Origin of the sequence: Streptomyces sp. NPDC012827, assembly GCF_042900905.1 — a bacterium.
In the GTDB taxonomy this organism is placed as follows: Bacteria; Actinomycetota; Actinomycetes; order Streptomycetales; family Streptomycetaceae; genus Streptomyces; species Streptomyces gulbargensis.
This window is the reverse complement of the sequence record NZ_JBIBBY010000001.1, coordinates 272,916-299,586: the sequence shown is the minus strand read 5'-3', so window position 1 is coordinate 299,586 and position 26,671 is coordinate 272,916. Positions and strand designations below refer to the sequence as shown.

14 protein-coding genes are annotated in these 26,671 nt (G+C 73.3%); 4 read left to right on the top strand and 10 right to left on the bottom strand.

The window, feature by feature from the left end; translation table 11 throughout:
* The first annotated feature begins 38 nt into the window (after positions 1-38).
* Positions 39-2,273, top strand: a complete 2,235-nt coding sequence (locus tag ACFY60_RS01280; protein ID WP_388608170.1) for a HelD family protein — start codon at positions 39-41, stop codon at positions 2,271-2,273.
* A gap of 24 nt (positions 2,274-2,297) precedes the next feature.
* Here the strand turns inward: ACFY60_RS01280 and glgB are convergent, their stop codons facing one another.
* From glgB to ACFY60_RS01260, 4 genes are all read right to left on the bottom strand, one after another.
* Complete coding sequence (glgB, locus tag ACFY60_RS01275; protein WP_388607771.1) at positions 2,298-4,556, bottom strand: 1,4-alpha-glucan branching enzyme; 2,259 nt, start codon at positions 4,554-4,556, stop codon at positions 2,298-2,300.
* A 199-nt stretch (positions 4,557-4,755) separates the two neighbouring features.
* Complete coding sequence (locus tag ACFY60_RS01270) at positions 4,756-6,108, bottom strand: maltokinase (protein WP_388607773.1); 1,353 nt, start codon at positions 6,106-6,108, stop codon at positions 4,756-4,758.
* A gap of 230 nt (positions 6,109-6,338) precedes the next feature.
* A complete protein-coding gene (treS, locus tag ACFY60_RS01265; protein ID WP_388607774.1) occupies positions 6,339-8,051 on the bottom strand; it encodes a maltose alpha-D-glucosyltransferase in 1,713 nt (570 codons plus the stop codon).
* The gene (locus ACFY60_RS01260) at positions 8,048-10,033 is read right to left on the bottom strand and encodes an alpha-1,4-glucan--maltose-1-phosphate maltosyltransferase (RefSeq protein WP_388607775.1); all 1,986 of its coding nucleotides are present in this window, start codon (positions 10,031-10,033) and stop codon (positions 8,048-8,050) included. Before ACFY60_RS01260 ends, treS begins: the two co-directional genes overlap by 4 nt.
* Positions 10,034-10,402: 369 nt before the next feature.
* On the opposite strand from ACFY60_RS01260, the gene glgP reads away from it, so the two are divergent.
* Positions 10,403-12,976: an alpha-glucan family phosphorylase gene (gene glgP, locus ACFY60_RS01255; protein WP_388607777.1), complete on the top strand. Its 2,574-nt coding sequence runs from the start codon at positions 10,403-10,405 to the stop codon at positions 12,974-12,976.
* 13 nt (positions 12,977-12,989) lie between these two features.
* Here the strand turns inward: glgP and ACFY60_RS01250 are convergent, their stop codons facing one another.
* The 6 genes from ACFY60_RS01250 to glgX form a co-directional block, all read right to left on the bottom strand.
* Entirely contained in the window at positions 12,990-14,510 is a 1,521-nt protein-coding gene (locus ACFY60_RS01250) for a sensor histidine kinase (protein WP_388607779.1), read from the bottom strand.
* Positions 14,503-15,180, bottom strand: a complete 678-nt coding sequence (locus ACFY60_RS01245; RefSeq protein ID WP_388607782.1) for a response regulator — start codon at positions 15,178-15,180, stop codon at positions 14,503-14,505. Before ACFY60_RS01245 ends, ACFY60_RS01250 begins: the two co-directional genes overlap by 8 nt.
* A 109-nt stretch (positions 15,181-15,289) precedes the next feature.
* Positions 15,290-17,326: a M4 family metallopeptidase gene (locus tag ACFY60_RS01240; protein WP_388607783.1), complete on the bottom strand. Its 2,037-nt coding sequence runs from the start codon at positions 17,324-17,326 to the stop codon at positions 15,290-15,292.
* A gap of 459 nt (positions 17,327-17,785) precedes the next feature.
* Entirely contained in the window at positions 17,786-19,657 is a 1,872-nt protein-coding gene (locus tag ACFY60_RS01235; RefSeq protein ID WP_388607785.1) for an ABC transporter ATP-binding protein, read from the bottom strand.
* Entirely contained in the window at positions 19,654-21,483 is a 1,830-nt protein-coding gene (locus ACFY60_RS01230; protein WP_388607787.1) for an ABC transporter ATP-binding protein, read from the bottom strand. Before ACFY60_RS01230 ends, ACFY60_RS01235 begins: the two co-directional genes overlap by 4 nt.
* Positions 21,484-21,591: 108 nt before the next feature.
* Entirely contained in the window at positions 21,592-23,793 is a 2,202-nt protein-coding gene (glgX, locus tag ACFY60_RS01225; protein WP_388607790.1) for a glycogen debranching protein GlgX, read from the bottom strand.
* A gap of 164 nt (positions 23,794-23,957) precedes the next feature.
* Here glgX and ACFY60_RS01220 point away from each other — a divergent pair, with 164 nt between their 5' ends.
* Together ACFY60_RS01220 and ACFY60_RS01215 are read left to right on the top strand one after the other, a co-directional pair.
* On the top strand, positions 23,958-25,187 hold the full coding sequence (locus ACFY60_RS01220; protein WP_388607792.1) for an Ig-like domain-containing protein: 1,230 nt from the start codon (positions 23,958-23,960) through the stop codon (positions 25,185-25,187).
* Between the two features lie 219 nt (positions 25,188-25,406).
* Positions 25,407-26,654, top strand: coding sequence for an Ig-like domain-containing protein (locus tag ACFY60_RS01215; protein ID WP_388607794.1), 1,248 nt, complete (start codon positions 25,407-25,409; stop codon positions 26,652-26,654).
* Positions 26,655-26,671: the final 17 nt, after the last annotated feature.

Genomic DNA, 26,671 nt, shown 5'->3' with positions numbered 1-26,671 from the left:
GGATTCAATAAACGTACTGTATCGCGCTGGGAGTGGAATTGTCAACCGAGCCAATTCGGGATGAGCAGAAATTCATCACCTCGCTCTACGCGCGGCTCGACGACCTGCGGGACCAGGCCGAGGCCGGCGTCGCCCGGGCGCTGGCCACGCCCGGGACCGGAAGCGCCCAGTCGCGTCTGGAGCGGGACGTCCTGGTCGCCGAGCAGTCCGGGCTGCTCGCCGCCTTCGACGCGGGCGAGAGCGGGCTCTGCTTCGGGCGGCTCGTCTTCCGCGACGGCCGCGACCACCACATCGGCCGCATCGGCATCCGCGAGGACGACGCCGACCGCACGCCCCTCGTCGTCGACTGGCGTGCCGAGATCGCCCGCCCCTTCTACCTCGCCACCGGGCACGCGCCCATGGGCCTCGGCCGGCGCCGGCACATCACCACCAAGGGCCGCGAGGTCGTCTCCCTCCACGACGAGGTCCTCGACCTCACGGACACCACCCGCACCGGCCACGAGAACAGCGACGCCGACGAGGTGCTGCTCGCCGCCCTCGACGCGGCCCGCACCGGCCGCATGCACGACATCGTGCAGACCATCCAGGCCGAGCAGGACGCCATCATCCGCTCCCCGCACCACGGGGTCCTCGTCGTGGAGGGCGGCCCCGGCACCGGCAAGACCGCCGTGGCCCTGCACCGGGCCGCGTACCTCCTCTACGCCCACCGCGAGCAGCTCGCCCGCCGCGCCGTCCTCATCGTCGGCCCCAACCCGGCCTTCCTCGGCTACATCGGCAACGTGCTGCCCTCCCTCGGCGAGACCGGCGTCCTGCTCGCCACCCCCGCCGAGCTGTACCCGGGCGTCCGCGCCACCGGCACCGACACCCCGCGCGCCGCCGCCGTGAAGGGCGCCGCCGCCATGGCCGGGGCGCTCGCCGCCGCCGTACGCGACCGGCAGCGGGTCCCCGAGCGCGGCGAACCGCTCACCGTCCCGCACGAGGACGGCGACCTGGTCATCGACTGGGACATGGCCCTGGAGGCCCGCCACCACGCCCGCGCCCAGGCCCTCCCGCACAACCTGGCCCGCCCGTCCTTCGTGTTCCGGATCCTCGACGCGCTCGCCGAACAGCTCGCCGACCGCATCGGCGCCGACCCCTACGGCGGCCCCAACTTCCTCGGACCCGACGACCGCGCGCTCCTCGCCAAGGGCGTCGCCGCCAACCCCGACGTCCACGCGGCGATCGACACCCTCTGGCCGGCCCTCACCCCCGAGGGCTTCCTCGCCGACTACCTCGCCGACCCCACCCACCTCCCCGAGGAGGACGCCGCCGCGATCCGCCGCGACGGCGGGCCGTGGACCCCGGCCGACGTACCGCTCCTGGACGAGGCCGCCGAACTCCTCGGCCACGACGACTCGGCCGCCCGCGCCGCCGAGGAGGCCGAACGCCAGCGGCGCATCCAGTACGCCCAGGGCGTCCTCGACGTCAGCTACGCCTCGCGCACCTACGAGTTCGAGGACAAGGAGGAGGTCGACGAGGACGCCTCCGAGGTGCTGTCCGCCCACGACATCATCGACGCCGAGCGGTTCGCCGAACGGCACGAGGAGGCCGACCACCGCACCGCCGCCGAACGGGCCGCCGCCGACCGCACCTGGGCCTTCGGGCACATCATCGTGGACGAGGCGCAGGAACTGTCCGCCATGCTGTGGCGGCTCCTCATGCGCCGCAGCCCCACCCGCTCCATGACCCTGGTGGGCGACCCGGCGCAGACCGGCGACCCGGCCGGCGTCGGCTCCTGGGAGGAGATCCTCTCCCCGTACGTGGAGGACCGCTGGGAGCTGGTCCGGCTCGGCGTCAACTACCGCACCCCCGCCGAGATCATGGCGGTGGCCGCCGGAGTGCGCCGTGAGACCGACCCCGGTTTCGAGCCGCCCCGCTCCGTCCGCTCCACCGGTGTCGAGCCGTGGGAGCGGACGGCAGCCGACCCGGTGCGGGAGACCGCCGACGCGGTCGCCGCCGAACTCCGCGAGGAGGGCCGGCTCGCCGTCATCGCCCCGCCGGAGCTCCACCCGGGGCTGCTCGCCGCGCTGCCCGGCGCCTCGCACGGCCCGGCGCCGGACCTCACCCGGCCGGTGGTCCTCCTCGACCCGCGGCAGGCGAAGGGCCTGGAGTTCGACACGGTCCTCGTGGTCGACCCCGACGCCATCCGGGCCGGCGGGCCGCACGGCGTCAACGACCTGTACGTGGCGCTGACCCGGGCCACGCAGCGTCTGGGTGTGGTCAGGCGGGCCTGACCACACCCCCGCCCGGGCCGCCGGTCAGGCCGGCCTGAGCCACACGGTCGCCAGCGGCGGCAGCGTCATCCGCACGCTCGACCCGCGGCCGTGCCACGGCACCGACTCGGTCTTCACCGGGTCGGTGCCCACCACGTCCGAGCCGCCGTACCGGGCCGCGTCCGTGTTCAGGACCTCCGACCAGGCGGCGAACGTGTCCGGCACCCCGAGCCGGTAGTCGTGCCGCACCACCGGGGAGAAGTTGCAGACGGCCAGCAGCGGGGAGCCGAAGCCGTCGAAGCGGAGGAACGCGAAGACGTTGTCGTCGGCCGCGTCCCCCACCACCCACTCGAAGCCGTCCGGGACGGTGTCCCGCTCCCAGAGGGCCGGGGTCGCCGTGTACACCGTGTTCAGGTCGCGGACCAGGTCCCGCACGCCCCGGTGGTCCGGCTCCGCCCCGTACGCCGGGTCCAGCAGCCACCAGTCCGGCCCGTGGTCCGCCGACCACTCCGCGCCCTGGGCGAACTCCTGCCCCATGTAGAGCAGCTGCTTGCCGGGATGCGCCCACATGAAGCCGAGGTAGGCCCGGTGGTTGGCGCGCTGCTGCCACCAGTCGCCCGGCATCTTCGACACCAGCGCCCGCTTGCCGTGCACCACCTCGTCGTGCGAGATCGGCAGGATGTAGTTCTCGCTGTACGCGTACACCATCGAGAAGGTCATCTCGTGGTGGTGGTACTTGCGGTGCACCGGCTCCTTCTGGACGTACTGGAGGGAGTCGTGCATCCAGCCCATGTTCCACTTCATGCCGAAGCCCAGGCCGCCGAAGCCGCCCGGCCCGACCTGGTCGGTCGCCCGGGTCACCCCGTCCCAGGCCGTGGACTCCTCCGCGAAGGTGATGATCCCCGGGCAGCGCCGGTACACCGTCGCGTTCATCTCCTGCAGGAAGGCCACCGCGTCCAGGTTCTCCCGGCCGCCGTACTCGTTCGGCACCCACTCGCCGTGCTCGCGCGAGTAGTCCAGGTAGAGCATCGAGGCCACCGCGTCCACCCGCAGCCCGTCGATGTGGAACTCCTGGCACCAGTAGACGGCGTTGGCCACGAGGAAGTTCCGCACCTCCTTGCGGCCGTAGTCGAACTCCAGCGTCCCCCAGTCCGGGTGGTGCGAGCGGCGCGGGTCCGGGTGCTCGTACAGCGGCCGCCCGTCGAACTCGGCGAGCGCCCAGTCGTCCTTCGGGAAGTGCGCCGGCACCCAGTCCATGAGGACGCCGATCCCGGCCCGGTGCAGCGCGTCCACCAGGTACTTGAAGTCGTCCGGGGTGCCCATCCGGGCCGTCGGCGCGTAGAAGCCGGTGACCTGGTAACCCCAGGAGCCGCCGAAGGGGTGCTCGGCGACCGGCATGAACTCCACGTGCGTGAAGCCGAGGTCCCGCACGTAGGCGGGCAGCTGCTCGGCGAGCTGGCGGTAGGTGAGCCCCGGCCGCCAGGACGGCAGGTGCACCTCGTACACGGAGAGCGGCGACTCGTGGTGGGGCCGCCGGCCACGCCGCTCCATCCACTCGGCGTCGCCCCACGCGTAGTGCGACTCGGTGACGATCGACGCCGTGTTCGGCGGGCACTCGGTGCGTCGGGCCATCGGGTCCGCGCGCAGGGTGTGCGAGCCGTCCGGCCGGGTGATGTCGTACTTGTAGACGGTGCCCTCGCCGAGGCCGGGCACGAACAGCTCCCACACCCCGGTCCCGCCGAGCGAGCGCATCGGCAGACCCGTGCCCCAGTGCGTGAAGTCACCGGTGACCCGCACGCCGCGGGCGTTCGGCGCCCACACGGCGAAGCGGGTGCCGGCCACGCCCTCGTGCGTCAGGACGCGGGAGCCGAGGGCCGTCCACAGCTCCTCGTGCCGGCCCTCCCCGATGAGGTGCAGGTCCAGCTCGCCGAGGGACGGCAGGAAGCGGTACGGGTCGTGGAGGGCGATCTCGTCGCCGTCGTAGCGCACCCGCAGCTCGTAGGCGGGGACCTTGCGCAGCAGCGGCAGCAGGCCGGAGAAGAGGCCGTCGCCCTCGTCGTGGAGGGTGATCCGGCGGCCCTTCGCCAGGACGGTGACCTCCCGGGCCCAGGGGCGGAGCACACGGATCACCACGCCGCCGCGGACCGGGTGGGCGCCGAGCAGGGCGTGCGGGTCGTGGTGCTCACCGGCGAGCAGCCGGGCCCGGTCGCCGGGGTCGAGGGGTGGCGCCTTCCGTACGGCGGTCCGGTCCGGCGCGGGGGTCTTCGTGCGGGGGGCCGTCTTGCCTGCGGGGCGGGCGGTCACAGGGGTGCCTCCTGGGGAGCGGGGGACGGGGGACGGAGTGAGGGGATACGGGTACTGAACGGCCCTCGGGGGGCCGGGGAAACTCGGCCGAACGGGGCGCGCGGGCCGCACCGCAGGCGGTGGGCCGGACGGCGGGACACCGCGCTGCCCCGAACGGGTGGTGCGGCCGGCGGGCACGGGGAGTCCTGGTCCGGCCGGGTCACGGGACGGAGGCGGCCAGGCGTTCGATGGCGGACATCGGCACCGGCAGCCAGTCGGGGCGGTGACGTGCCTCGTAGACCACCTCGTACACCGCCTTGTCCGTCTCGTAGGCCCGCAGCAGCGCCGGATCGGCCCGGGGGTCGGTCCCGGACACCTGCGCGTAGCCGGTGCAGTAGGCGGCCCGGCAGCGGGCCGCCCAGTCGGCGTTCCACGGCCGGTGGGTGCGGGCCGCGTAGTCGAAGGAGCGGAGCATGCCGGCCACGTCCCGGACCGTGGGCTGCGGCCGGCGCCGTTCGTCGAGGGGCTTCGCCGGTTCGCCCTCGAAGTCGATGACCGCCCAGGCGCCGTCGGAACCGCGCAGCGTCTGCCCGAGGTGCAGGTCGCCGTGGATGCGCTGGACGATGCCCGCGCCGGCCGCCCCGCTCGCCGCGGCGAAGACCGCGCGCAGGCCCGGTACGTACGGCAGCAGCGCCGGCACCGCCTGCGCCGCCGTGTGCAGCCGGCGGTCCATCGCGGAGGCGAGGTGCTCGGTGTCGGAGGGCCGCAGCCGCTCGGTGGGCAGGGCCTCGGCGAGGGCGAGGTGCACCTCGGCGGTGGCGCGGCCCAGGGCGAGCGCCTGGCGGGTGAAGTCCTGTCCGGAGGCGAGGGCGTCGAGGGCGAGGCGCCAGCCGTCCCGGGAGTCCGCCAGGTAGGGCTGGAGCACGCCGAGGGTGGCGGCCCCCGACTCGAACCAGGCGACCGGGGCGGGCACCCTGGCGCATCCGGCCCGGCCGAGGGCGAGGGGCAGTTCCAGGTCCGGGTTGGCGCCGGGGCTGACCCGGCGGAAGATCTTCAGGATGTACGAGTCCCCGTACACGAGCGAGGAGTTGGACTGCTCGGCGTCCAGGACTCGGGGGGCGAGGGCCCCGGGCAGGGCGGTGGTGGCGTGGAAGCGCAGGGTGCCGATGCGGCCCGGGGTGCGCAGCCGTTCGTAGAGCAGTCCGGCGAGCCGGGGGTCGCGCAGCGCCTCGTAGACCGCGCGTCCGGCGAGCGGACCCTGCCGGACGCGGCCGATCAGGGCGGGGGCGAGCCGGGGCGGCAGCTGGCTCCGTACCCCCAGGAGGATCTGGTAGCAGTCGGCCGGGGTGCCGCTCGGGCGGCTGGGCTGTTCGACCCGGACGAGCAGATGGAGGAGGCCCGGGCCGGCGCCGTCCAGGGGCAGCAGCTCGGTGGCCGTGTCCAGGGCGAATCCCGTGACCCGGCGGCCCTTGCCCGCGAACCAGCGCTGCCGGGGCAGCCATTCGTGGAGCAGGGGTGTGAGGGACGGCAGGAGGGCGTCCGTGGCCCGGGTCGTGGATGCGGTCTCCGGCATGGCATCGCGTCCTTTCCCCGGGGTGCGCAGATGACTGTCGTAGGTATTCAAATGCGCAGATTGTCCCGGATTGCGGCTGTGGCTGTCCGGATGTGCGGGACGTGTCGGAAAGGGAAGATCCGTACGGGTCCGGGTGGGGGCCCGGACGGATCTGGATCGTGCGGTGGTGACGGTGCCCGGGGCACGGCGGAGGAACCGCCCCGCCCCGGGCCGGACGAACCGACCGGAGGTCAGCCCGTCTTGAGACGGAACCAGTAGAACCCGTGTCCCGCAAGGGTCAGGAGATAGGGAAGCTGGCCGATGGCCGGGAACTGCACCCCGCCGATCAGCTCCACCGGGTGGTTGCCGGCGTAGCGCCGCAGGTCCAGCTCGGTCGGCTGCGCGAACCGCGAGAAGTTGTTCACGCAGAGGACCAGATCGGCGTCCATGCCCTCTTCGGGGGCGGCTTCCCGGAGGAAGGCGAGGACCGCCGGGTTGGACGACGGGAGTTCGGTGTACGTCCCGGTGCCGAACGCCCGGTTCTGCTTGCGGATCTCGATCATCCGCTTCGTCCAGTGCAGCAGCGAGGACGGCGAGGCCATCCCCGCCTCCACGTTGGTCACCTGGTAGCCGTGGACCGGGTCCATGATGGCCGGCAGGAACAGCCGCCCGGGATCGCAGGAGGAGAAGCCCGCGTTCCGGTCGGGCGTCCACTGCATCGGGGTGCGCACCCCGTCCCGGTCACCGAGCCAGATGTTGTCGCCCATGCCGATCTCGTCGCCGTAGTACAGGACCGGCGATCCCGGCAGCGAGAACAGCAGGGCCGTGAACAGCTCCATCTGCTTGCGGTCGTTGTCCAGGAGCGGGGCCAGGCGGCGCCGGATGCCGATGTTGGCCCGCATCCGCGGGTCCTTGGCGTACTCGGCGTACATGTAGTCGCGCTCCTCGTCGGTGACCATCTCCAGGGTCAGCTCGTCGTGGTTGCGCAGGAAGATGCCCCACTGGCAGCCGGAGGGGATGGCCGGGGTCTTCGCCAGGATCTCGGAGACCGGGTGGCGCGACTCGCGCCGCACGGCCATGAAGATCCGGGGCATCACCGGGAAGTGGAACGCCATGTGGCACTCGTCGCCGCCCGAGCGGAAGTCGCCGAAGTAGTCGACCACGTCCTCCGGCCACTGGTTGGCCTCGGCGAGGAGCACCGTGTCCGGGTAGTGGTCGTCGATCTCCTTGCGGACCCGCTTGAGGAAGGCGTGGGTGGCCGGCAGGTTCTCGCAGTTGGTGCCCTCCTGCTGGTACAGGTACGGCACCGCGTCCAGCCGGAAGCCGTCGATCCCCAGGTCCAGCCAGAACTTCAGGGCCGACAGGATCTCCTCCTGCACCGCCGGGTTCTCGTAGTTGAGGTCCGGCTGGTGCGAGAAGAAGCGGTGCCAGAAGTACTGCTTGCGCACCGGGTCGAAGGTCCAGTTGGAGGTCTCGGTGTCGACGAAGATGATCCGGGCGTCCGGGTACTGCTTGTCGTCGTCGGCCCAGACGTAGTAGTCGCCGTACGGCCCGTCCGGGTCGCGCCGCGACTCCTGGAACCACGGGTGCTGGTCGCTCGTGTGGTTCATGACGAAGTCGATGATCACGCGCATCCCGCGCTGGTGGGCCGCGTCCACGAACTCCACGAAATCGGCGAGGTCACCGAACTCGGGCAGCACCGAGGTGTAGTCCGACACGTCGTAGCCGCCGTCCCTCAGGGGGGAGTTGAAGAACGGCGGCAGCCAGAGACAGTCCACCCCCAGCCACTGGAGGTAGTCGAGCCGGGACGTGATGCCCTTCAGGTCGCCCACGCCGTCGCCGTTGCTGTCCTGGAAGGACCGGACGAGGACCTCGTAGAAGACGGCCCGCTTGAACCACTCGGGATCGCGGTCCTGGGCGGGGGTGTCCTCGAAGGTGTCGGGGACGGGATCGTTGACAGTCATGAGGTGGGTGACCCTCCGGTCTGCGGGGACGGTCGCAGGACGAGGACGTGCGCAGGCCTGACACCCGGCTCCAGACGCACGTAACTGGCCCTGCCCCAGTGATAGGTCTCGCCGGTGAGCTCGTCGCGCACCGGCACGGTCTCGTGCCAGTCGAGGCCGAGTTCCGGCATGTTCAACGAGACCGTCGCCTCGTGGGTGTGGTGCGGGTCGAGGTTGACGACCATCAGAACCGTGTTCGAACCGGTGCGCTTGGAGTACGCGATCACCTGCGGGTCGTCCGTCTCGTGGAAGGTCAGGTTCCGCAGCCGGCGCAGCGCCGGGTGACGGCGCCTGAGCCGGTTCAGGGTGGTGATCAGCGGGGTGATCGTGGCTCCCGCCCGCTCGGCCGCCTCCCAGTCCCGCGGCCGCAGCTCGTACTTCTCCGAGTCGAGGTACTCCTCGCTGCCCTCCCGCACCGGGGTGGCCTCGCACAGCTCGTACCCGGCGTACATCCCCCAGGACGGCGACAGGGTCGCCGCCAGCACCGCCCGCACCTCGAAGGCGGGCCGGCCGCCGTGCTGGAGGTAGGCGTGCAGGATGTCCGGGGTGTTCACGAAGAAGTTCGGCCGCATCTGCGCCGCCACGTCCCCCGACAGCTCCGTCAGGTACTCCGTGAGCTCCTCCTTGGTGTTGCGCCAGGTGAAGTACGTGTACGACTGCTGGAAGCCGATCGCGCCGAGCGTCCGCATCATCGCCGGCCGGGTGAAGGCCTCCGCCAGGAAGATCACGTCCGGGTCCGCCCGGTTGATCTCCCCGATCACCCGCTCCCAGAACACCACCGGCTTGGTGTGCGGGTTGTCCACCCGGAAGATCCGCACCCCGTGGTCCATCCAGTGCCGCAGCACCCGCACGGTCTCCGCGACGATCCCGTCCATGTCCTTGTCGAACGCGATCGGGTAGATGTCCTGGTACTTCTTCGGCGGGTTCTCCGCGTACGCGATCGAACCGTCCGGCCGGTGGTGGAACCACTCCGGGTGCTTCTCCACCCACGGGTGGTCCGGCGAGCACTGGAGCGCGAAGTCGAGCGCCACCTCCAGACGCAGCTCACGGGCGCGCGCCACGAAGGCGTCGAAGTCCTCCATGGTGCCCAGATCCGGGTGCACGGCGTCGTGCCCGCCCTCCGGCGAACCGATCGCCCACGGCACGCCGACGTCGTTCGGTCCGGCCGAAAGCGAGTTGTTCGGACCCTTGCGGTGCGTCTCGCCGATCGGGTGGACCGGCGGCAGGTAGACCACGTCGAAGCCCATCGCGGCGATCGCCGGAAGCCGCTCGGCGGCCGTCCGGAACGTCCCCTGCACCGTTCGGCCCCGGACCTTCCGCACGCCCTCCGAGCGCGGGAAGAACTCGTACCAGGAACCGTAGAGGGCCCGCTCCCGCTCCACGACCAGCGGCAATGCCGGGGAGGCCGACACGAGTTCGCGCAAGGGGTGCCGGTCGAGCGCCTCGACCACCCGGGGGGCGAGCGCGGCGGCCAGGCGCACGGCCGCCGGACGCGACTCGTCCCGCAGCGCGTCCACGGCGGCCAGCACCGCCTCCCGGCCGCCGCCCTTCTTCGGCACGCCCTTGGCGGCCCGCTCGTGCAGCTCGGCGCCCTCCGCGAGGACCAGCTCCGAGTCGATCCCGGCCGGGATCTTGATCCGGGCGGTGTGGCGCCAGGTCGCGACCGGGTCGCTCCACGCCTCCACGGTGTACGTCCACAGGCCCTCGGCGTCCGGGGTGACCTCGGCACCCCACCGGTCGGTGCCGGGGGCGAGTTCACGCATCGGGGTCCACGGGCCCGGGCGGCCCGACGGCCCGCGCAGCACGACGTTGGCGGCGACGGCGTCATGACCCTCGCGGAAGACGGTCGCCGTCACCTCGAAGGTCTCACCGACCACCGCCTTCGCGGGGCGCCGGCCACAGTCGACCAACGGACGGACGTCCAGAACGGGAATGCGTCCCATGAGCGGATTCACAGCATCACCTGACGGGGTTACGGGGGTGCGGGTGGTGGTGCGCTCTTTCTAGCTCCGCCGACGGCCGGTGCATGGCGGGCATCGCCGCTCCCGTCCGCGTTCACTCGGATGGCGTGTCCACAGGGATGAAGGGGCTGGGGGACGGACGGGTTGAGGGGTGCGCGGAGCCGTTACCGGAGGAGCCTTCCACGGTACGCGCGGGGGCAACCCGGTCCTTTGTTAACTACTAGGGTGTCAACTACCGGGACGCAACCGGATGGGCGCCGTTCGGCCAAGAGCCGGCGGGAACGGGGCCGCCACGCCGGGCGCACAGCGTGGTGCGCCCGCTCCGCCGGATCCGCGCGCGAAGGTGGTCCCGTGAAGGCCATCCGTCGATTCACCGTGCGTCCCGTCCTCCCCGACCCCCTGCGGCCCCTCGCCGGCCTCGCGCACAATCTGCGCTGGTCCTGGCACGAGCCCACCCGCGCCCTCTTCGACTCCCTCGCGCCCGAGGGGCTGTCCGGCGCCGACCCGGTCCGGGTCCTCGGCTCCCTCGAAGGGCCCCGGCTCGCCGCCCTCGCCGCCGACGAGGAGTTCCTGGCCCGGCTGCGCGCCGCCGCCGAGGAACTCGACACCTACCTGCACGCCCCCCGCTGGTTCCAGCGGGAGCTGGGCGCCGGCGAACCCCCGGCCGGCATCGCCTATTTCTCGCCCGAGTTCGGCGTCGCCGCCGCCCTGCCCCAGTACTCCGGCGGCCTCGGCATCCTCGCGGGCGACCACCTCAAGTCGGCCAGCGACCTCGGCGTCCCCCTGACCGGCGTCGGCCTGCTCTACCGGCACGGGTACTTCCGCCAGTCCCTCGGCCGCGACGGCTGGCAGCAGGAGCAGTACCCCGTCCTCGACCCCGGAGAGCTGCCGGTCACCCTGCTGCGCGAGCCCGACGGCACGCCCGCCCGCATCACCCTCGCCCTGCCCGGCGGCCGCAGCCTCCACGCCCACCTGTGGACCGCCCAGGTCGGCCGGGTCCCGCTCCTCATGCTCGACTCCGACGTCGAGGAGAACGCCCCCGGCGAACGGAACGTCACCGACCGGCTCTACGGCGGCGGCAGCGAGCACCGGCTGCTCCAGGAGATGCTCCTCGGCATCGGCGGCGTCCGCGCCCTGCGCACGTACAGCCGGCTCACCGGCGCGCCCGCCCCCGAGGTGTTCCACACCAACGAGGGACACGCCGGCTTCCTCGGCCTCGAACGCGTCCGGGAACTCCTCGGCGAGGGAATGGACTTCGACACCGCCCTGGAGACCGTGCGGGCCGGCACCGTCTTCACCACCCACACGCCCGTCCCCGCAGGCATCGACCGCTTCGACCGCGCCCAGGTCGCCCGGCACCTCGGCGAGGACGGCGCCCTCCCGGGGGTCGACCTCGGCCGGGTCCTCGCCCTCGGCGACGAGACCCCCCTCGGCGGCGACCCCGGCGTCTTCAACATGGCCGCCATGGGCCTCAGGCTCGCCCAGCGCGCCAACGGCGTCTCGACCCTGCACGGTGCCGTCAGCCGCGCCATGTTCGCCGGCCTCTGGCCCGGCTTCGACGCCGAGGAGGTGCCCATCACCTCCGTCACCAACGGCGTCCACGCCCCCACCTGGGTCGCCCCCGAGGTCGGCCGGCTCTCCCCCGAGGCGGGCGACCGCGAGCTGTGGGAGCTGCGCCGCACCCTGCGCGAGCGGCTCGTCACCGACGTCCGCGCCCGGCTCCGCGCCTCCTGGCGGCAGCGCGGCGCCACCGACGCCGAACTCGGCTGGACCGACACCGTCCTCGACCCCGACGTGCTCACCATCGGCTTCGCCCGCCGCGTCCCCTCGTACAAGCGGCTCACCCTGATGCTGCGCGACAAGGACCGGCTGCGGGCGCTGCTGCTCCACCCCGAGCGGCCCGTGCAGCTCGTCGTCGCCGGGAAGGCCCACCCCGCCGACGACGGCGGCAAGCGGCTCGTGCAGGAACTCGTCCGGTTCGCCGATGACCCCCGCGTCCGGCACCGGATCGTCTTCCTGCCCGACTACGGCATGGAGATGGCCCGCGGTCTCTACCCCGGCTGCGACGTCTGGCTCAACAACCCCCTGCGCCCCCTGGAGGCCTGTGGCACCAGCGGCATGAAGGCCGCCCTCAACGGCTGCCTCAACCTCTCCGTCCTGGACGGCTGGTGGGACGAGTGGTACGAGCCGGAGTTCGGCTGGGCCATCCCCACAGCCGACGGCACCGCCGCCGCCGACGAGGAGCGCCGCGACGACCTGGAGGCCGCCGCGCTCTACGAGCTGATCGAACGCCGGGTCGCCCCCCGCTTCTACGACCGGGGCCCCGACGGCGTCCCCGCCGCCTGGACGGCCATGGTCCGCAGGACCCTCGGCGACCTCGGCCCGAAGGTGCTCGCCGACCGGATGGTCCGCGAGTACGTGACCCGCCTCTACGTCCCCGCCGCCGAGGCCCGCCGGGCCCTCACCCCCGACCGGGCGCGGGAGCTCGCCGCCTGGAAGGCCCGGGTCCGCGCCGCCTGGCCGGAGGTCGCCGTCGACCACGTGGAACTCGGTGACGGCACCGGCGCCGGCGGTGAGCTCACCGGCGCGGACGCCGAACTCGGCGCCACCCCGGTCGTCCGGGCCCGGGTCGCGCTCGGCGGGCTGAGCCCCGACGACGTGGAGGTGCAGGCGGTCACCGGCCGCGTCGACGCCGACGACACCCTGACCGCCACCCGCACCTGCGCGCTCAAGCCCGCCGGCGGCGAGGACCTGGACGGCCGCCAGCCCTACGCCGGCACCCTGGAACTGGACCGGACGGGCCCCTTCGGCTGCACGGTCCGCGTCCTGCCCGCCCACCCGCTGCTGTCCCATCCCGCCGAGCTGGGCCTCGTCGCCCTCCCGCGGGAGCCGGCCGCCGAAGCCCCGGGCGTCCTGCTGCGCTGACCGGCCGGGCCGCTCAGCCCACCTCGTCCTTCGCGGCGAGGCGCCCCCCGGCGAAGCAGAGCCGGTACACCGGGACCGCCGCGAAGACGGTGGCCCGGTAGTACCGGCACTCGTCCATGCCCGGCGGCGGGGCCGCGAGCCCCGGCGGCGGCGCCGCCAGCGGCCGGTCCGGGAGGTCCTCGGCGATCTCCGCGTACGCCTGGCCGACCAGCAGGCGCGCGTAGTCGTCCCGCTCCAGATAGGAGCGGGACTGCGTCCACAGGGCCGCACCCGCCGTCAGCACCGTGAGGGCGGCGAGCAGCGCCAGCGGGATCCAGATGGCCCGCACCAGATCGCGGCGGACCTCGCGGCGGGCCCGGTCCAGCTCCCGGGCCGAGGTCGGGGCCGCCACCGCGGGCCGCGCGGCCGTCCCGCCCCGGGGCAGGACGGCGGTGAGGACGAAGCCGCCGTCCCCGGCCGGGCCGTGGACGAGGGTGCCGCCGGCCAGCCGCACCCGCTCGTCGAGGCCGACCAGCCCGGTGCCGCCCGAGGCGAGCGGCTCGCCGCCGTCGCCCGGCCCGTTGGCGACCCGTACCCGGACCGTCCCGCCCTGCTGCTCCACCGTCACCGCCACGGCCGCGCCCGGGGCGTGCTTGGCCGCGTTCGTCATCCCCTCCTGCACGACCCGGTGCAGCGCCCGGCCCGCCATCCCGGGCAGCTCGGGCACCGGGGCGCCGGTGAGGGCGACGTCGAGGCCGGAGGCGCGGGCCCGGTCGACCAGCTCCTCCACCGTCTCGCCCGGCGGGGCCGTCGGCGCGGCCGCGCCCTCCTCCCGCAGCACGCCGATGACGTCCCGGAGCCGTTCGGTGGCGCCCGCGGCCGCCCGGCGCAGCTCGCCCGCGGCCCGCTGCTGCTCCGGGCCGAGGGCCGGGTCCACCTCCAGGGCGCCGGCGCGGACCGCGATGAGGGCGAGGTCGTGGCCGAGCGAGTCGTGCATGTCGCCCGCGATCCGGGACCGCTCGCGCAGCCGCTCCCGGTCCGCGACGGCCGCCTGCTCCCGCTCCATCCGGTCGGCCAGCTCCCAGCCGCTGCGCACCAGCCGGTCGTACTGGCGGACGTAACGGCCGACGAGCCAGGGCGCGACGATCGCCAGCGCGACGGCGAGCAGCAGGGTGAACCACGGGCCCAGGGAGGTGCTGGTGAGCCGGGTGAGCAGCAGCCCGACGGCCGCCACCCCGCCGAACAGCCACAGCGCCCCCCGGCTGTGCTCCTGGCGCCGGCCGGCGAGATAGCCGAAGGCGACGAGGGCCAGGCTGTACGAGGGGGTGAACAGCTCCAGGGTGGCGGGCAGGCTCGCCGCGACGGTCACGGCCAGGGGCACCAGGGGCAGGCGGCGGCTGACGGCGACGCAGCCGCCGAGGAGGACCACACCGAGGGCGACCTGGGTCCAGGAGCCGCCGTCGGCGGGGTCGGAACGCAGCAGCACCGGGACGCAGAGCAGCAGCCAGAGCCCGAGGTCGAACAGACGGGCGCGGAGCGGGGTGGTCTCACGCACCGGGCAGGTCCCGGGCGTCGTCCGGGACCAGTCCCGCCTCGTGCGCGAGGATCGCGAGCTGCACCCGGTTGCGCAGACCGAGCCGGCCGAGGACCGCGCTCACGTGCGCCTTGACGGTGCCTTCCACGACATGCAGCCGGGCGGCGATCTCCTGGTTGGACAGTCCGGCGCCGAGCAGGGCCACGACCTCGCGCTCACGGCCGGTCAGCGGCTCCAGGCGGGAGCGCGCGCCGGCCGCGCGGGAGAGGCGTTCGCCGCCGAGCGTGTCGATGATCCGGCGGGCGACGGTGGGGGAGAGGGCGGCGCCGCCCGCCGCCACCGCCCGTACCCCCGCGATCAGTTCGCGCGGGTCACCGGACTTGAGCAGGAAGCCGGCGACCCCGCAGCCGAGGGCGCGGGCGATGTAGGCGTCCTCCGAGAAGGTGGTGAGCATGACCACCGCCGTCCCCGGCAGCGTGGCCCGCAGCTCCTCGGCGGCGGCGAGCCCGTCCAGGCGGGGCATGCGGACGTCGAGGAGGACGACCTCCGGCCGGTGCCGGAGGGCGAGGCCGACGGCCTCCCGCCCGTCGCCGGCCTCCGCGACGACCTCCATCCCGGGATCGGTGGCGAGGATGGCCCGCACCCCGGCCCTGATCATCGCCTCGTCGTCCGCCAGCAGCACCCTGATCATGCGGACCAGCCTAGGGGGCGGCTGCCCGCGGCCTCTTCGCCGGTCGCCGCGCACGCGCCGGGGCCCGGAGGGAAGGTTCCCTCCGGGCCCCGGCCGGGCGTCGCCTCCCTTACGGGAAGGTCAGCTTGACGCTGTTGATGTAGCCGGTGTCGACCCGGGCCTTGTCCTGGGCGCGGAGCTTCCAGGCGCCGTTGGCGACCTCGGAGGAGGCGTTCACGGTGTAGGTCTGGACGATGTTGTCGGCGCTGCCGCCGGTGCGGTTGTGCAGGTTGTAGACGGTGCCGTCGGGGGCGACGAGGTCGACGACGAGGTCACCGATGTAGGTGTGGACGATGTTCACGTCCACCTTGAGGGTGGAGGGCGCGTTGCCGGTGACCCCGGTGACGTTGACGGTGGAGGTCACCGCGGCGCCGTTGTCCGGGATGGACACGTCGGCGGTGTTCTCGAAGACCTTGCCGGTGGGCGGCTCGGTCCCGCCGGGGCGGGTGCCCACGTTGACGCCGGCCCAGGCGTGCTGGACCGCGAGCACCTCGGGGCTGTTGGCGCCGTAGAGCTCGGTGGCCGCCGCGACGGTGCCCGTGCGGGCGCCGGCGTAGTTGGTGCTGGAGGTGAACTTGGTGGTGAGCGCCTTGAACCAGATCAGCGCGGCCTTGTCGCGGCCTATGCCGGTGACGGGCAGGCCGTCGGAGGTCGGGGAGTCGTAGGCGACCCCGTTGATCGTCTTGGTGCCGCTGCCCTCGGAGAGCAGGTAGAACCAGTGGTTCGCCGGGCCCGAGGAGTAGTGGACGTCGACGGAGCCGATGCCGGAGTACCAGTAGTCCTTGGACGAGCCGTCACGGCTGGGCTTGTCCATGTAGCGCAGCGGGGTGCCGTTGCCGCGGATGTCGATCTTCTCGCCGACCAGGTAGTCGCCCTGGTCCTGGGCGTTGTTGGCGTAGAACTCGACCGCCGCCGCGAAGATGTCCGAGGTGGCCTCGTTGAGGCCGCCGGACTCACCGCTGTAGACGAGCTTCGCGGTGTTCGAGGTCAGACCGTGGGTCATCTCGTGCGCGGCCACGTCGATGGACGTGAGCGGCTTGGCGTTGGCGGAGCCGTCGCCGTACGTCATGCAGAAGCAGGAGTCCTGCCAGAAGGCGTTGACGTAGGCGTTGCCGTAGTGGACCCGGGAGTACGGCGCGACGCCGTCACCGCGGATGCCGTTGCGGCCGTGCACGTTCTTGTAGTAGTCCCAGGTGAGCGCGGCGCCGTAGTGGGCGTCGGCGCCCGCCGTCTCCAGGTTCTGGGGAGTGCCGTCGCCCCAGATGTCGTCGGCGCCGGAGAACAGCGTTCCGGTGCCCGACGTGCCGCGGTTGAGGTTGTACGTCTTGTGGTTGCCGCGCGCGGTGTCGGTCAGCGTGTACGAGGGCGCGGTGCCCAGCGTCACCTGGCCGCTGTACTGCGTGTTGCCGGTGCCGTTGTGCACCGCCTGCCACTCGTACAGCTTCGCGCCGGTCCTGGCGTCCGTGACGACGTGCAGCTCGTTCGGCGTGCCGTCGTGCTGGAGACCGCCGACGACGGTCTCGTACGCGAGGACGGGGGCGCCCTGCGCCATCCAGACGACCTTGCGCGGGGCGCGCTCGGCGGCGGTCTTCTCGGAGCCCTCCGCACGGGCGAGGCCCAGGGCCTGCTTCTCGGCGGCGGCCGGGGCGACCGAGGCCGTGAGGTCGACGTTCTTCAGCTCCGCGCGGGAGGACTTGACCACGCCGACGGGGGCGCCGGCCTTGTTCTCGGCTACGACCAGGTCGCCGCCGAGGACGGGCAGTCCGGCGTAGGTGCGCTCGTAGCGCGTGTGGGTGGTGCCGTCGCGGTCCTGCACGACGTCCCGGACGACCAGCTTCTCCTGGGCGCCGAGGCCGAGCGCCTTGGCGGTGTCCGCCTTGTCGGCGTCGGCGGCCTTGATGAGCGCGGTGCGCTCGGCCGGCGTGAGGTCGGCGGGGAGCTTGCCGGGGTTGGCGGCGATGGCGTTCTGGGCCTTGGGGGCGGCCGCCGCACCCAGCGGGCCGTCCGCCGCGGTGGCGGCTCCCGTCTGGACGCTCACGGCGAGCATGGCGGCGGCAGCGATCAGGGCGCCGGTCGCGGTGGCGCGACGGCTGGGCGTGGATCTCACGCAGACTCCTTTTGCGAGGGGGGTACCGGAGCGCCGGGGGATGCTCTCCGGGCGGAGCAAACAGAGCTGTGCAGCACGTTCGGGTGATGCGGTGAACAGTGGTGCGAAGAACCGCTGAGAGACTGACAGGCAGGGCATGGACCTGTCAGGACCGTGACGGCAAGTTGGCCAGAAATCGTCCGGTGCCCGTACAGGCGTGTTCGTTGACCGGACGTTTCAGTGATCTTGGAAGGCCGGCCTTCCGGCGTTCACCACCCGCCGGGAGGCCGGGCCTCCGTTCGGCTCCCGGGCCGCCCGCCCCTCGCGCGGGCACCCGGCGCGACACGCGCCCGGGACCGCCGGCCGCCGTCACCCCCGCCGACCCTGGCGCGATCCTTCCCCCCGCCCACCGGGGGAGTTCGGCAAGTCCACGCCACCGCCGTCCGGGCTCACGGCGTCGCCCGCCCACCGCCCCGGGGGTCAGCCCACCAGGCTCTCGCGCCAGGCCCGGTGGAGCCCCGCGTACCGCCCGTCGCCGGCGACCAGCCGCGCGGGCGCCCCGTCCTCGACGATCCGCCCCGCCTCCATCACCAGCACCCGGTCCGCCACCTCCACCGTGGACAGCCGGTGCGCGACGACCACCGCCGTGCGGCCCGCGAGCACCGTGTCCATCGCCCGCTGCACCGCCCGCTCGCCCGGCACGTCCAGCGAACTCGTCGCCTCGTCCAGGATCAGCACCGCCGGATCGGCGAGCAGCGCCCGCGCGAAGGAGACGAGCTGCCGCTGCCCCGCCGAGATCCGGCCGCCCCGCTTCCGTACGTCCGTGTCGTACCCGTCCGGCAGGCCCGTGATGAACTCGTGCGCGCCGATCGCCCGCGCCGCCGCCTCGATCTCCTCGCGCGTTGCGTCGGGGCGCCCGATCGCGATGTTCTCCGCGACCGTCCCGGAGAACAGGAACGCCTCCTGCGTCACCATCACCACACCGCGCCGCAGCTCCGGCGTCGCCAGCTCCCTGAGGTCCACCCCGTCGAGCAGCACCCGGCCCTCCGTCGGGTCGTAGAACCGGGCGAGCAGCTTCACCAGCGTCGACTTGCCCGCGCCCGTCGCCCCCACCACGGCCACCGTCTGCCCCGCGGGGATCGTCAGGTCGAAGCGGGGCAGGACCTCGCCGCCCGTCCGGTAGGCGAACCGCACCCCCTCGAAGACCACCTCGCGGCCCGGCGCCCCCGACCGGCGCGCCGGCAGCTCCCGCGGGGCCACCGCCTCCGGCACACCCGGCTCCTGCGCCAGCAGGCCCGCGATCTTCGCCAGGGAGGCCGCCGCCGACTCGTACGAGTTGAGGAACATGCCCAGCCGGTCGATCGGGTCGTACAGCCGGCGCATGTACAGCACGGCCGCCGCCAGCACGCCCAGCGCCAGCGTGCCGCCCGCCACCCGGGAGGCGCCCCACAGGCACATGCCCGCGACCGCCGTGTTGGCCACCAGCCGCGAACCGACCACGTAGCGGGCCATCTCCAGGAGCGCGTCGCCGTTGCTGCGCTCATGGCGCCGGTTGAGCACCGCGAACTCCGTGTCGTTCGCCCGCTCCCGGCGGAACGCCCGCACCGGCCGGATGCCGTTCATCGTCTCCGCGAACTTCACGATGACGCCCGCCATGGCCGTCGACTTCTCCCCGTACACCCGGCCCGCCCGCCGCCGGTAGAGCCGCACCAGCAGCAGCAGCGGGACGAAGGAGCCCACCGCCACCGTCCCGATCGCCGGATCGAGCCAGAGCAGCATCAGCGAGATGGAGACGAAGGACAGCACCACCCCGATCAGTTCCTGGAGCCCCTCCGACAGCAGCTCCCGCAGCGACTCCACGTCCGTCGTCGAGCGGGAGATCAGCCGCCCCGAGGTGTACCGCTCGTGGAAGTCCACGCTCAGCACCTGCGCGTGCCGGAAGATCCGGCCCCGCAGGTCCAGCAGGACGTCCTGGTTGATCCGGGCCGCGCCCCGCACGAAGACGTACTGCAGGAGCCCGCCGAGCCCCGCGCACAGCAGACAGCCGGCCGCCACCGCCACCACCGGCCCGTGGTCCCCGGCCCGCAGCGCCGGAACTCCCCGGTCGATGGCGTACGCGACGAGGAGCGGGCCCGCCTGGACCGCGCCCTCCTTCAGGAGCAGCACCAGCACCGCCCACGCGACCCGCGCCCGGTGCGCGGCGAGCAGCGAGCGCAGCAGCGCCCCCGTCGCCCCGCGCGGCGCGGGCAGGTCGTCCCGGTCGAAGGGGTCGCCCGGCCCCGGCGCGCCCGCCGGACCGGATCCGTCCGGCCGCTCCTCCTCGGCCGCCTGCGCGAGGGTGGTGTCCGTCATCGCTCCCCGTCCCTGCGGCCGTCCGCGCCGGCCTTGCCGTCGCCCGACATCAGCCAGGCGTACTCCGCGCTGCTCCGCAGCAGCTCCTGATGGGTGCCGACCGCCGCGATCCGGCCCCCGGACAGCAGTGCCACCCGGTCCGCCAGCATCACCGTCGACGGCCGGTGCGCCACCACCAGTGCCGTCGTCTCCCGCAGCACCTCGCGCAGCGCCGCCTCCACGCGTGCCTCCGTGTGCACGTCGAGGGCCGACAGCGGGTCGTCCAGGATGAGGAAGCGCGGCCGGCCGACCACCGCCCGGGCCAGCGCCAGCCGCTGCCGCTGCCCGCCCGACAGGCTCAGCCCCTGCTCGCCCACCCGCGTCCGCGCGCCCTCCGGCAGCCGGTCCACGAAACCGTCCGCCTGCGCCACGGCCAGGGCCCGCCGCAGCTCCGGCTCCCCGGCCCCGGCGTCCGCGCCCATCAGGACGTTCTCCCCGACGCTCGCCGAGAACAGCGTCGGCTCCTCGAAGGCCACCGCCACCAGGGACCGCAACCGCTCCCGGTCCATGAGCGCGATGTCCTCCCCGTCGAGCAGGATCCGGCCCGCCGTCACCTCGTGCAGCCGGGGGACGAGCGCGGTGAGCGTGGTCTTGCCGGAGCCCGTGCCGCCGACCAGGGCCAGCGTCTCGCCGGGCCGGATGTGCAGATCGACGCCGTCCAGGACCGGGGGAGCGTCCGGCGGCGCGTCCGGGTGGCGGAAGGACACCCCCTCGAAGCGGACCCCGCCCGCGGCCCCGCCGCCCACCGGCGCGCCTCCGGAGCCCAGGCCGCCGTGGTCGGTCTCCTCCTGCGCGTCCATCACCTCGAAGTACCGCTCCGTCGCCGTCGCCGCCTCCTGGCTCATGGCGATGAGGAAACCGATGGACTCCACCGGCCAGCGCAGGGCCAGGGCCGTCGACAGGAAGGCGACCAGCGTGCCCGCCGACAGCTCCCCGTCGGCGACCCGCACCGTGCCGAGCACCAGCGCCGCCCCGATCGCCAGCTCCGGCAGGAAGGTGATCAGTCCCCAGATCGCCGCGAGCAGCCGGGCCTTGGTCAGCTCCGTCCCCCGCAGCAGCGCCGTGAGGGTCCGGAAGGCCTCCGCCTGGCTGCGGTGACGCCCGAAGCCCTTCACGATCCGGATCCCGAGCACGCTCTCCTCGACGACCGTCGTCAGATCGCCCACCTGGTCCTGGGCGCGCCGGGCCACGAGCGCGTACCGGCTCTCGAAGAGGGAGCAGACCACCACCAGCGGCACCACCGGGGTGAGGAGCACCAGGCCCAGCGCCGGGTCCTGGGCGAGCAGCAGCACGTAACCGGCCAGGATCGTCACCCCGTTGACCACCAGGAAGGTCAGCGGGAACGCCAGGAACATCCGGACCAGCATCAGATCGGTCGTGCCGCGCGAGAGGAGCTGCCCGGACGCCCACCGGTCGTGGAAGGCGATCGGCAGCCGCTGGAGCCGCCCGAACAGCTCGCCCCGCATCCGTGCCTCCACGGAGGCGAGCGGCCTGGCCACAAGCCACCGCCGCAGGCCGAACAGCAGGGCCTCGGCGACACCGAGCAGCAGCAGGTACAGGGCGCCCAGCCACACCCCGCCCGGGTCCCGGTCCGCGACCGGACCGTCCACCATCCACTTCAGGACGAGCGGGATGACGAGCGAGAGGCAGGAGGCGACGACCGCGACGACGGCGGCCGTGAACAGCCGGACGCGTACGGGCCGTACGTAGGGCCACAACCGGAGGAGCGTCCGCACCGCCGAGCGGCCGGGCGGGGAGGACTCTGGGGCGAGGGGTTTCTCGGGCATCAGGTCCGACCCTACGGTTCACCACTGACACGGCTCATCCCGTTTTCCGGCCGGCACCGTCCGCCCCGCGAACGGGGGCGGCGCCGGGCCCGGCGCCGCCCCCGTTCCTCAGTCGCCCACCCGCAGCAGCACCACCGACCGCGCCCCCACGGTGAGCGTCCCCCCGCCCGCGTGCCGGGTCGCCGGCGCCGCGGACTGGTCCTCCCGGGCGGTGTCGAGGACGAGCTCGTACGACGCGGCCCACGGCGGCCCGGGCAGCCGGAACTCCAGCGGCTCGGCCCCCGCGTGCAGCACGGCGAGGAAGCTGTCGTCGGTGATCCGCTCGCCCCGGTCGTCCCGGCCCGGGATGTCGCGGCCCGACAGGTACAGCCCGAGCGTGGCCGAGGGCGCGTACCAGTCGCCCTCGGTCATCTCCGTGCCGTCCGCGCCGAACCAGGCCAGGTCCCGCAGCCCGTCCGCCCGCTGCGGCCGGCCGGAGAAGAAGGCCCTGCGGCGCAGCACCGGATGCCGGTGGCGCAGGTCCAGCAGCCGCCGGGTGAGCGCGAGGAGCTGCGCCCGGCCCGGGTCCTCGGGCAGCGTCCAGTCGAGCCAGCCGATCTCGTTGTCCTGGCAGTAGGCGTTGTTGTTGCCGCCCTGCGTGCGGCCCATCTCGTCGCCCGCCACGAGCATCGGCACACCGGTCGACAGCAGCAGCGTGGTGAGGAGGTTCCGCAGCTGCCGCAGGCGCAGGGCGTTGACCTCCGGATCGTCGGTCTCGCCCTCCGCACCGCAGTTCCAGGACCGGTTGTCGTGCGTACCGTCCCGGTTGCCCTCACCGTTGGCCTCGTTGTGCTTCCGCTCGTACGTGACGAGGTCGCGCAGGGTGAAGCCGTCGTGCGCGGTGACGAAGTTGACGGAGGCGTACGGCCGCCGCCCGCCCCAGGCGTAGAGGTCGCTGGAGCCGGACAGCCGGTAGCCGAGGTCCCGCACGTCCGGCAGCGCGCCGCGCCAGAAGTCCCGCACCGTGTCCCGGTAGTGGTCGTTCCACTCGGTCCACAGCGGCGGGAACGCGCCCACCTGGTAGCCGCCGTTGCCCACGTCCCACGGCTCGGCGATCAGCTTCACCCGCCGCAGCACCGGGTCCTGGGCGATCACCGCCAGGAACGGCGAGAGCATGTCGACGTCGTGGAAGGAACGCGCGAGCGCCGCCGCCAGGTCGAAGCGGAAGCCGTCGACGCCCATCTCCGTCACCCAGTACCGCAGCGAGTCGGTGATGAGCCGCAGCACCTGCGGCTGCACCACGTGCAGCGTGTTCCCGCAGCCGGTGTAGTCGGCGTACCGCCGCGCGTCGGACTGGAGCCGGTAGTAGCCCCGGTTGTCGATGCCCTTCAGGGAGAGGGTGGGACCCAGCTCACCCGCCTCCGCCGTGTGGTTGTAGACGACGTCGAGGATGACCTCGATGCCGGCCGCGTGCAGGGCCCGCACCATCCGCTTGAACTCGCCCACCTGCTGCCCGGCCGTCCCGGACGCGGAGTACCCGGCGTGCGGGGCGAAGTAGCCGATCGAGTTGTAGCCCCAGTAGTTGCGCAGCCCCCGCCGCAGCAGGTGGTCCTCGTGCGCGAACTGGTGCACCGGCAGCAGCTCGACCGCCGTCACCCCGAGCCGTACGAGGTGCTCGATCGCCGCCGGGTGCGCGAGGCCCGCGTACGTGCCGCGCAGGTGCTCGGGCACGCCCGGGTGCAGTCGGGTGAACCCCTTCACGTGCAGTTCGTAGATGACCGAGTCCGGCCAGGGCGTCTTGGGCCTGCGGTCGTCCGACCAGTCGTCGTCGTCCTGGACCACCACCCCCTTCGGCACGAACGGCGCCGAGTCCCGCTCGTCGCGCACGGTGTCGGCCACGTGCTGCTGCGGCCAGTCCCGTACGTGCCCGTACACCTCGGCGGGCAGCGAGAACTCGCCGTCGACCGCGCGGGCGTACGGGTCGAGCAGCAGCTTCGCCGGGTTCCAGCGGGCACCCGTCCACGGGTCCCAGCGGCCGTGCACCCGGTAGCCGTACCGCTGCCCCGGCCCGATCCCGGGCACGAAGCCGTGCCAGATCTCGTGCGTCAGCTCCGTCAGCGGCAGCCGCCGTTCCGTCCCGTCCGCGTCGAACAGGCACAGCTCGACGGCCTCCGCACCCCCCGCCCACAGGGCGAAGTTGGTCCCCGCGACCCCGTCGGGGCCGACCCTGCACCGGGCCCCGAGGGGCGTCGGTGTCCCTGGCCACACCGGCGGCCCGGCCCGTTCCAGGGCACGCTCCGGTACCGCCTCCTGCTCGGCTGCGCTCGACACGTCCCGGCCTCCTGCGGCTCCGTCGGGCCCGCACCACGCGGGAGCGGTGGCGTCCCGGCCCCGCTCCCGTGCGTCGTTCTCCCCTCTCTTCTGCCCGCACGGCCGTGCTCCCAACATGCCCCGTACGGACGTTTCCCCTGGAGGGTGGCGGTCGTTGGCCGGGCATGGCACTTGTATGGAAACGGGCGGGACGCGCCCTCGTGGTGGCGGGACTGCTGACGGGGGCGCTCGCGGGCCCCGCGGGCTGCACCGCGGCGGACGGCGGCGGGGGCGCCGGCATCTCCCTGCCGGGCAAGGCGCGGGCCCCCGGTGACGTCATCCGGATCACCCCCGACGACGGCAGCCGCGGGGTCCCCGCCGAGGGGCCGGTCGAGGTGCGGGTGGACAGCGGACGCCTGGAACGGGTGACCGTCGTCCGGGTCGAGGACGCCCAGCGGGCCGAGGTTCCCGGCGCGATCTCGGCGGACGGGCTGCGCTGGCGGCCCCGCCCCGGCACCCGGCTCGCGCTCTCGGCGAAGTACAGCGTGGACGCGGTCGCCCTCGACGGTCACGGCCGCCGCTCCGCCCGGCACGGCACCTTCACCACCGTCGTGCCCGAGCACCGGTTCATCGGCTACTTCAAGCCGGAGAACCGTTCCACGGTCGGCACCGGGATGATCGTCTCCTTCGGCTTCAGCCGGCCCATCGAGAACCGGGCCGCCGTCGAGCGGGCCATCAGGATCACCTCCGAGCCGCCGGTCGAGATCGCCGGTCACTGGTTCGGCCGCGAACGGCTCGACTTCCGGCCCGAGGCGTACTGGCGGCCCGGCACCGTCGTCACCGTGGACCTCGCCCTCCGCGACGTCGAGGGCGCCCCGGGCGCGTACGGCAGCCAGCGCAAGAAGGTCTCCTTCACCGTCGGCCGTTCCCAGGTGTCGCTGGTGGACGCCGCCGCGCACACCATGGAGGTCCGCAGGGACGGCCGGCTCCTCGCCACCGTCCCGATCACCGCGGGCGCGCCGAAGACCACCACGTACAACGGGAAGATGGTCGTCACCGAGCTGTACGACGTGACCCGGATGAACGGGGCCACGGTCGGTTTCGGCGGCGAGTACGACATCAAGGACGTGCCGCACGCGATGCGGCTCACCGAGTCGGGGACCTTCCTGCACGGCAACTACTGGGCGGCGCCGTCCACCTTCGGCACCGCCAACGTCAGCCACGGCTGCGTGGGCCTGCGGGACGACAAGGGCGGCAGCCCCGACTCCCCGGCGGGCTGGTTCTTCGACCGGACCCTCGTCGGTGACGTGGTGGAGGTCGTCAACTCCCGGGACAGGCAGGTCGCCCCGGACAACGGCCTGGGCGGCTGGAACATGGACTGGAAGCGCTGGAAGGCCGGCTCCGCCCTGCGCTGACGCCCCGTCGCCCGCGTCCCCTCCCCGTGCTCCCCGGACGTGCCGCCCCGGCCCCCCGCGCCCCACCGCCCACCGGCAGGTCAACTGCGACGTAACGGTGACATTCACGAGGAAGTTTCGTGTCCTGCGGTGTGATTATCTAGCGGGCGTGTGCACGCCAGGTTGCGCACGGGGGTGGGGCCGTGGCGATGCCGGGCCGTGCGAGGGGAGACGACCACAGTGAACGGGCAGCCGATATCGGGGGCATCGGTCGGGGGCGCGGGCCTGCGCAGGCGGCGTGGGGGCGCCCGCCTGGGGGCCCTCGCGACGGGGGCACTGCTGCTGGCGCTGACGGCCTGCGGCGGCGGTGACCCCGCGGGCGGGAACCCGGCGGCCGGGGGCAACGCCCGGTCCGACAACGCCGCCTCCCAGGCCGTCGTGTCGATCCTTCCGAAGGACGGCGCCGAATCGGTCGCCACCAGCGGGGCCCTCAAGGTCACCGCCTCGCAGGGCAAGCTCACCACCGTGACCGTCGCCGACTCCAAGGGCACCCCGGTGGAGGGCAGGATCGCGGCGGACGGCGCCAGCTGGGAGCCGACCGCCCACCTGTCCGCGGGCACGCAGTACAAGGTCCACGCCGTCGCCAAGGACGCGGAGGGCCGCGAGTCGGCGAAGGACACCACCTTCACGACCCTCGTCCCGAAGAACACCTTCATCGGCCACTACACGCCGGAGGACGGTTCGACCGTCGGCGTCGGCATGCCGGTCTCCATCAACTTCACCCGGGGCATCACCGACCCCGAGGCCGTCGAGAAGGCCATCAAGGTGACGGCCGAGCCGGCCGTGCGGATCGAGGGCCACTGGTTCGGCAACGACCGGCTCGACTTCCGGCCCGAGCAGTACTGGAAGGCCGGCACCAAGGTGAAGGTCGAGCTGAACCTGGACGGCGTCGAGGGCCGCCCGGGCGTCTACGGCAAGCAGAAGAAGACGATCTCCTTCACCATCGGCCGCCGCCAGGTCTCCACCGTCGACGCCGAGGCCAAGACGATGAAGGTCGAGCGCGACGGCAGGATCATCAAGACGCTGCCGATCACCGCCGGCGCCCCGTCGACGACCACGTACAACGGTCAGATGGTCATCAGCGAGAAGTACAAGGTGACCCGGATGAACGGTGCCACCGTCGGCTTCGGCGGCGAGTACGACATCAAGGACGTGCCGCACGCCATGCGCCTGTCCACCTCCGGCACCTTCGTCCACGGCAACTACTGGGCCTCGGCGTCCACCTTCGGCTCCGCCAACGTCAGCCACGGCTGCGTCGGCCTCCAGGACCGCCGGGGCGCGGGCGACAGCTCCATGCCGGCCGCCTGGTTCTACGACAGTTCGATCATCGGTGACGTCGTGATCGTGAAGAACTCCAAGGACAAGCAGATCAAGCCGGACAACGGCCTGAACGGCTGGAACATGGACTGGTCGGAGTGGATCAGGTAGTCCGCCCCTGAACCTCC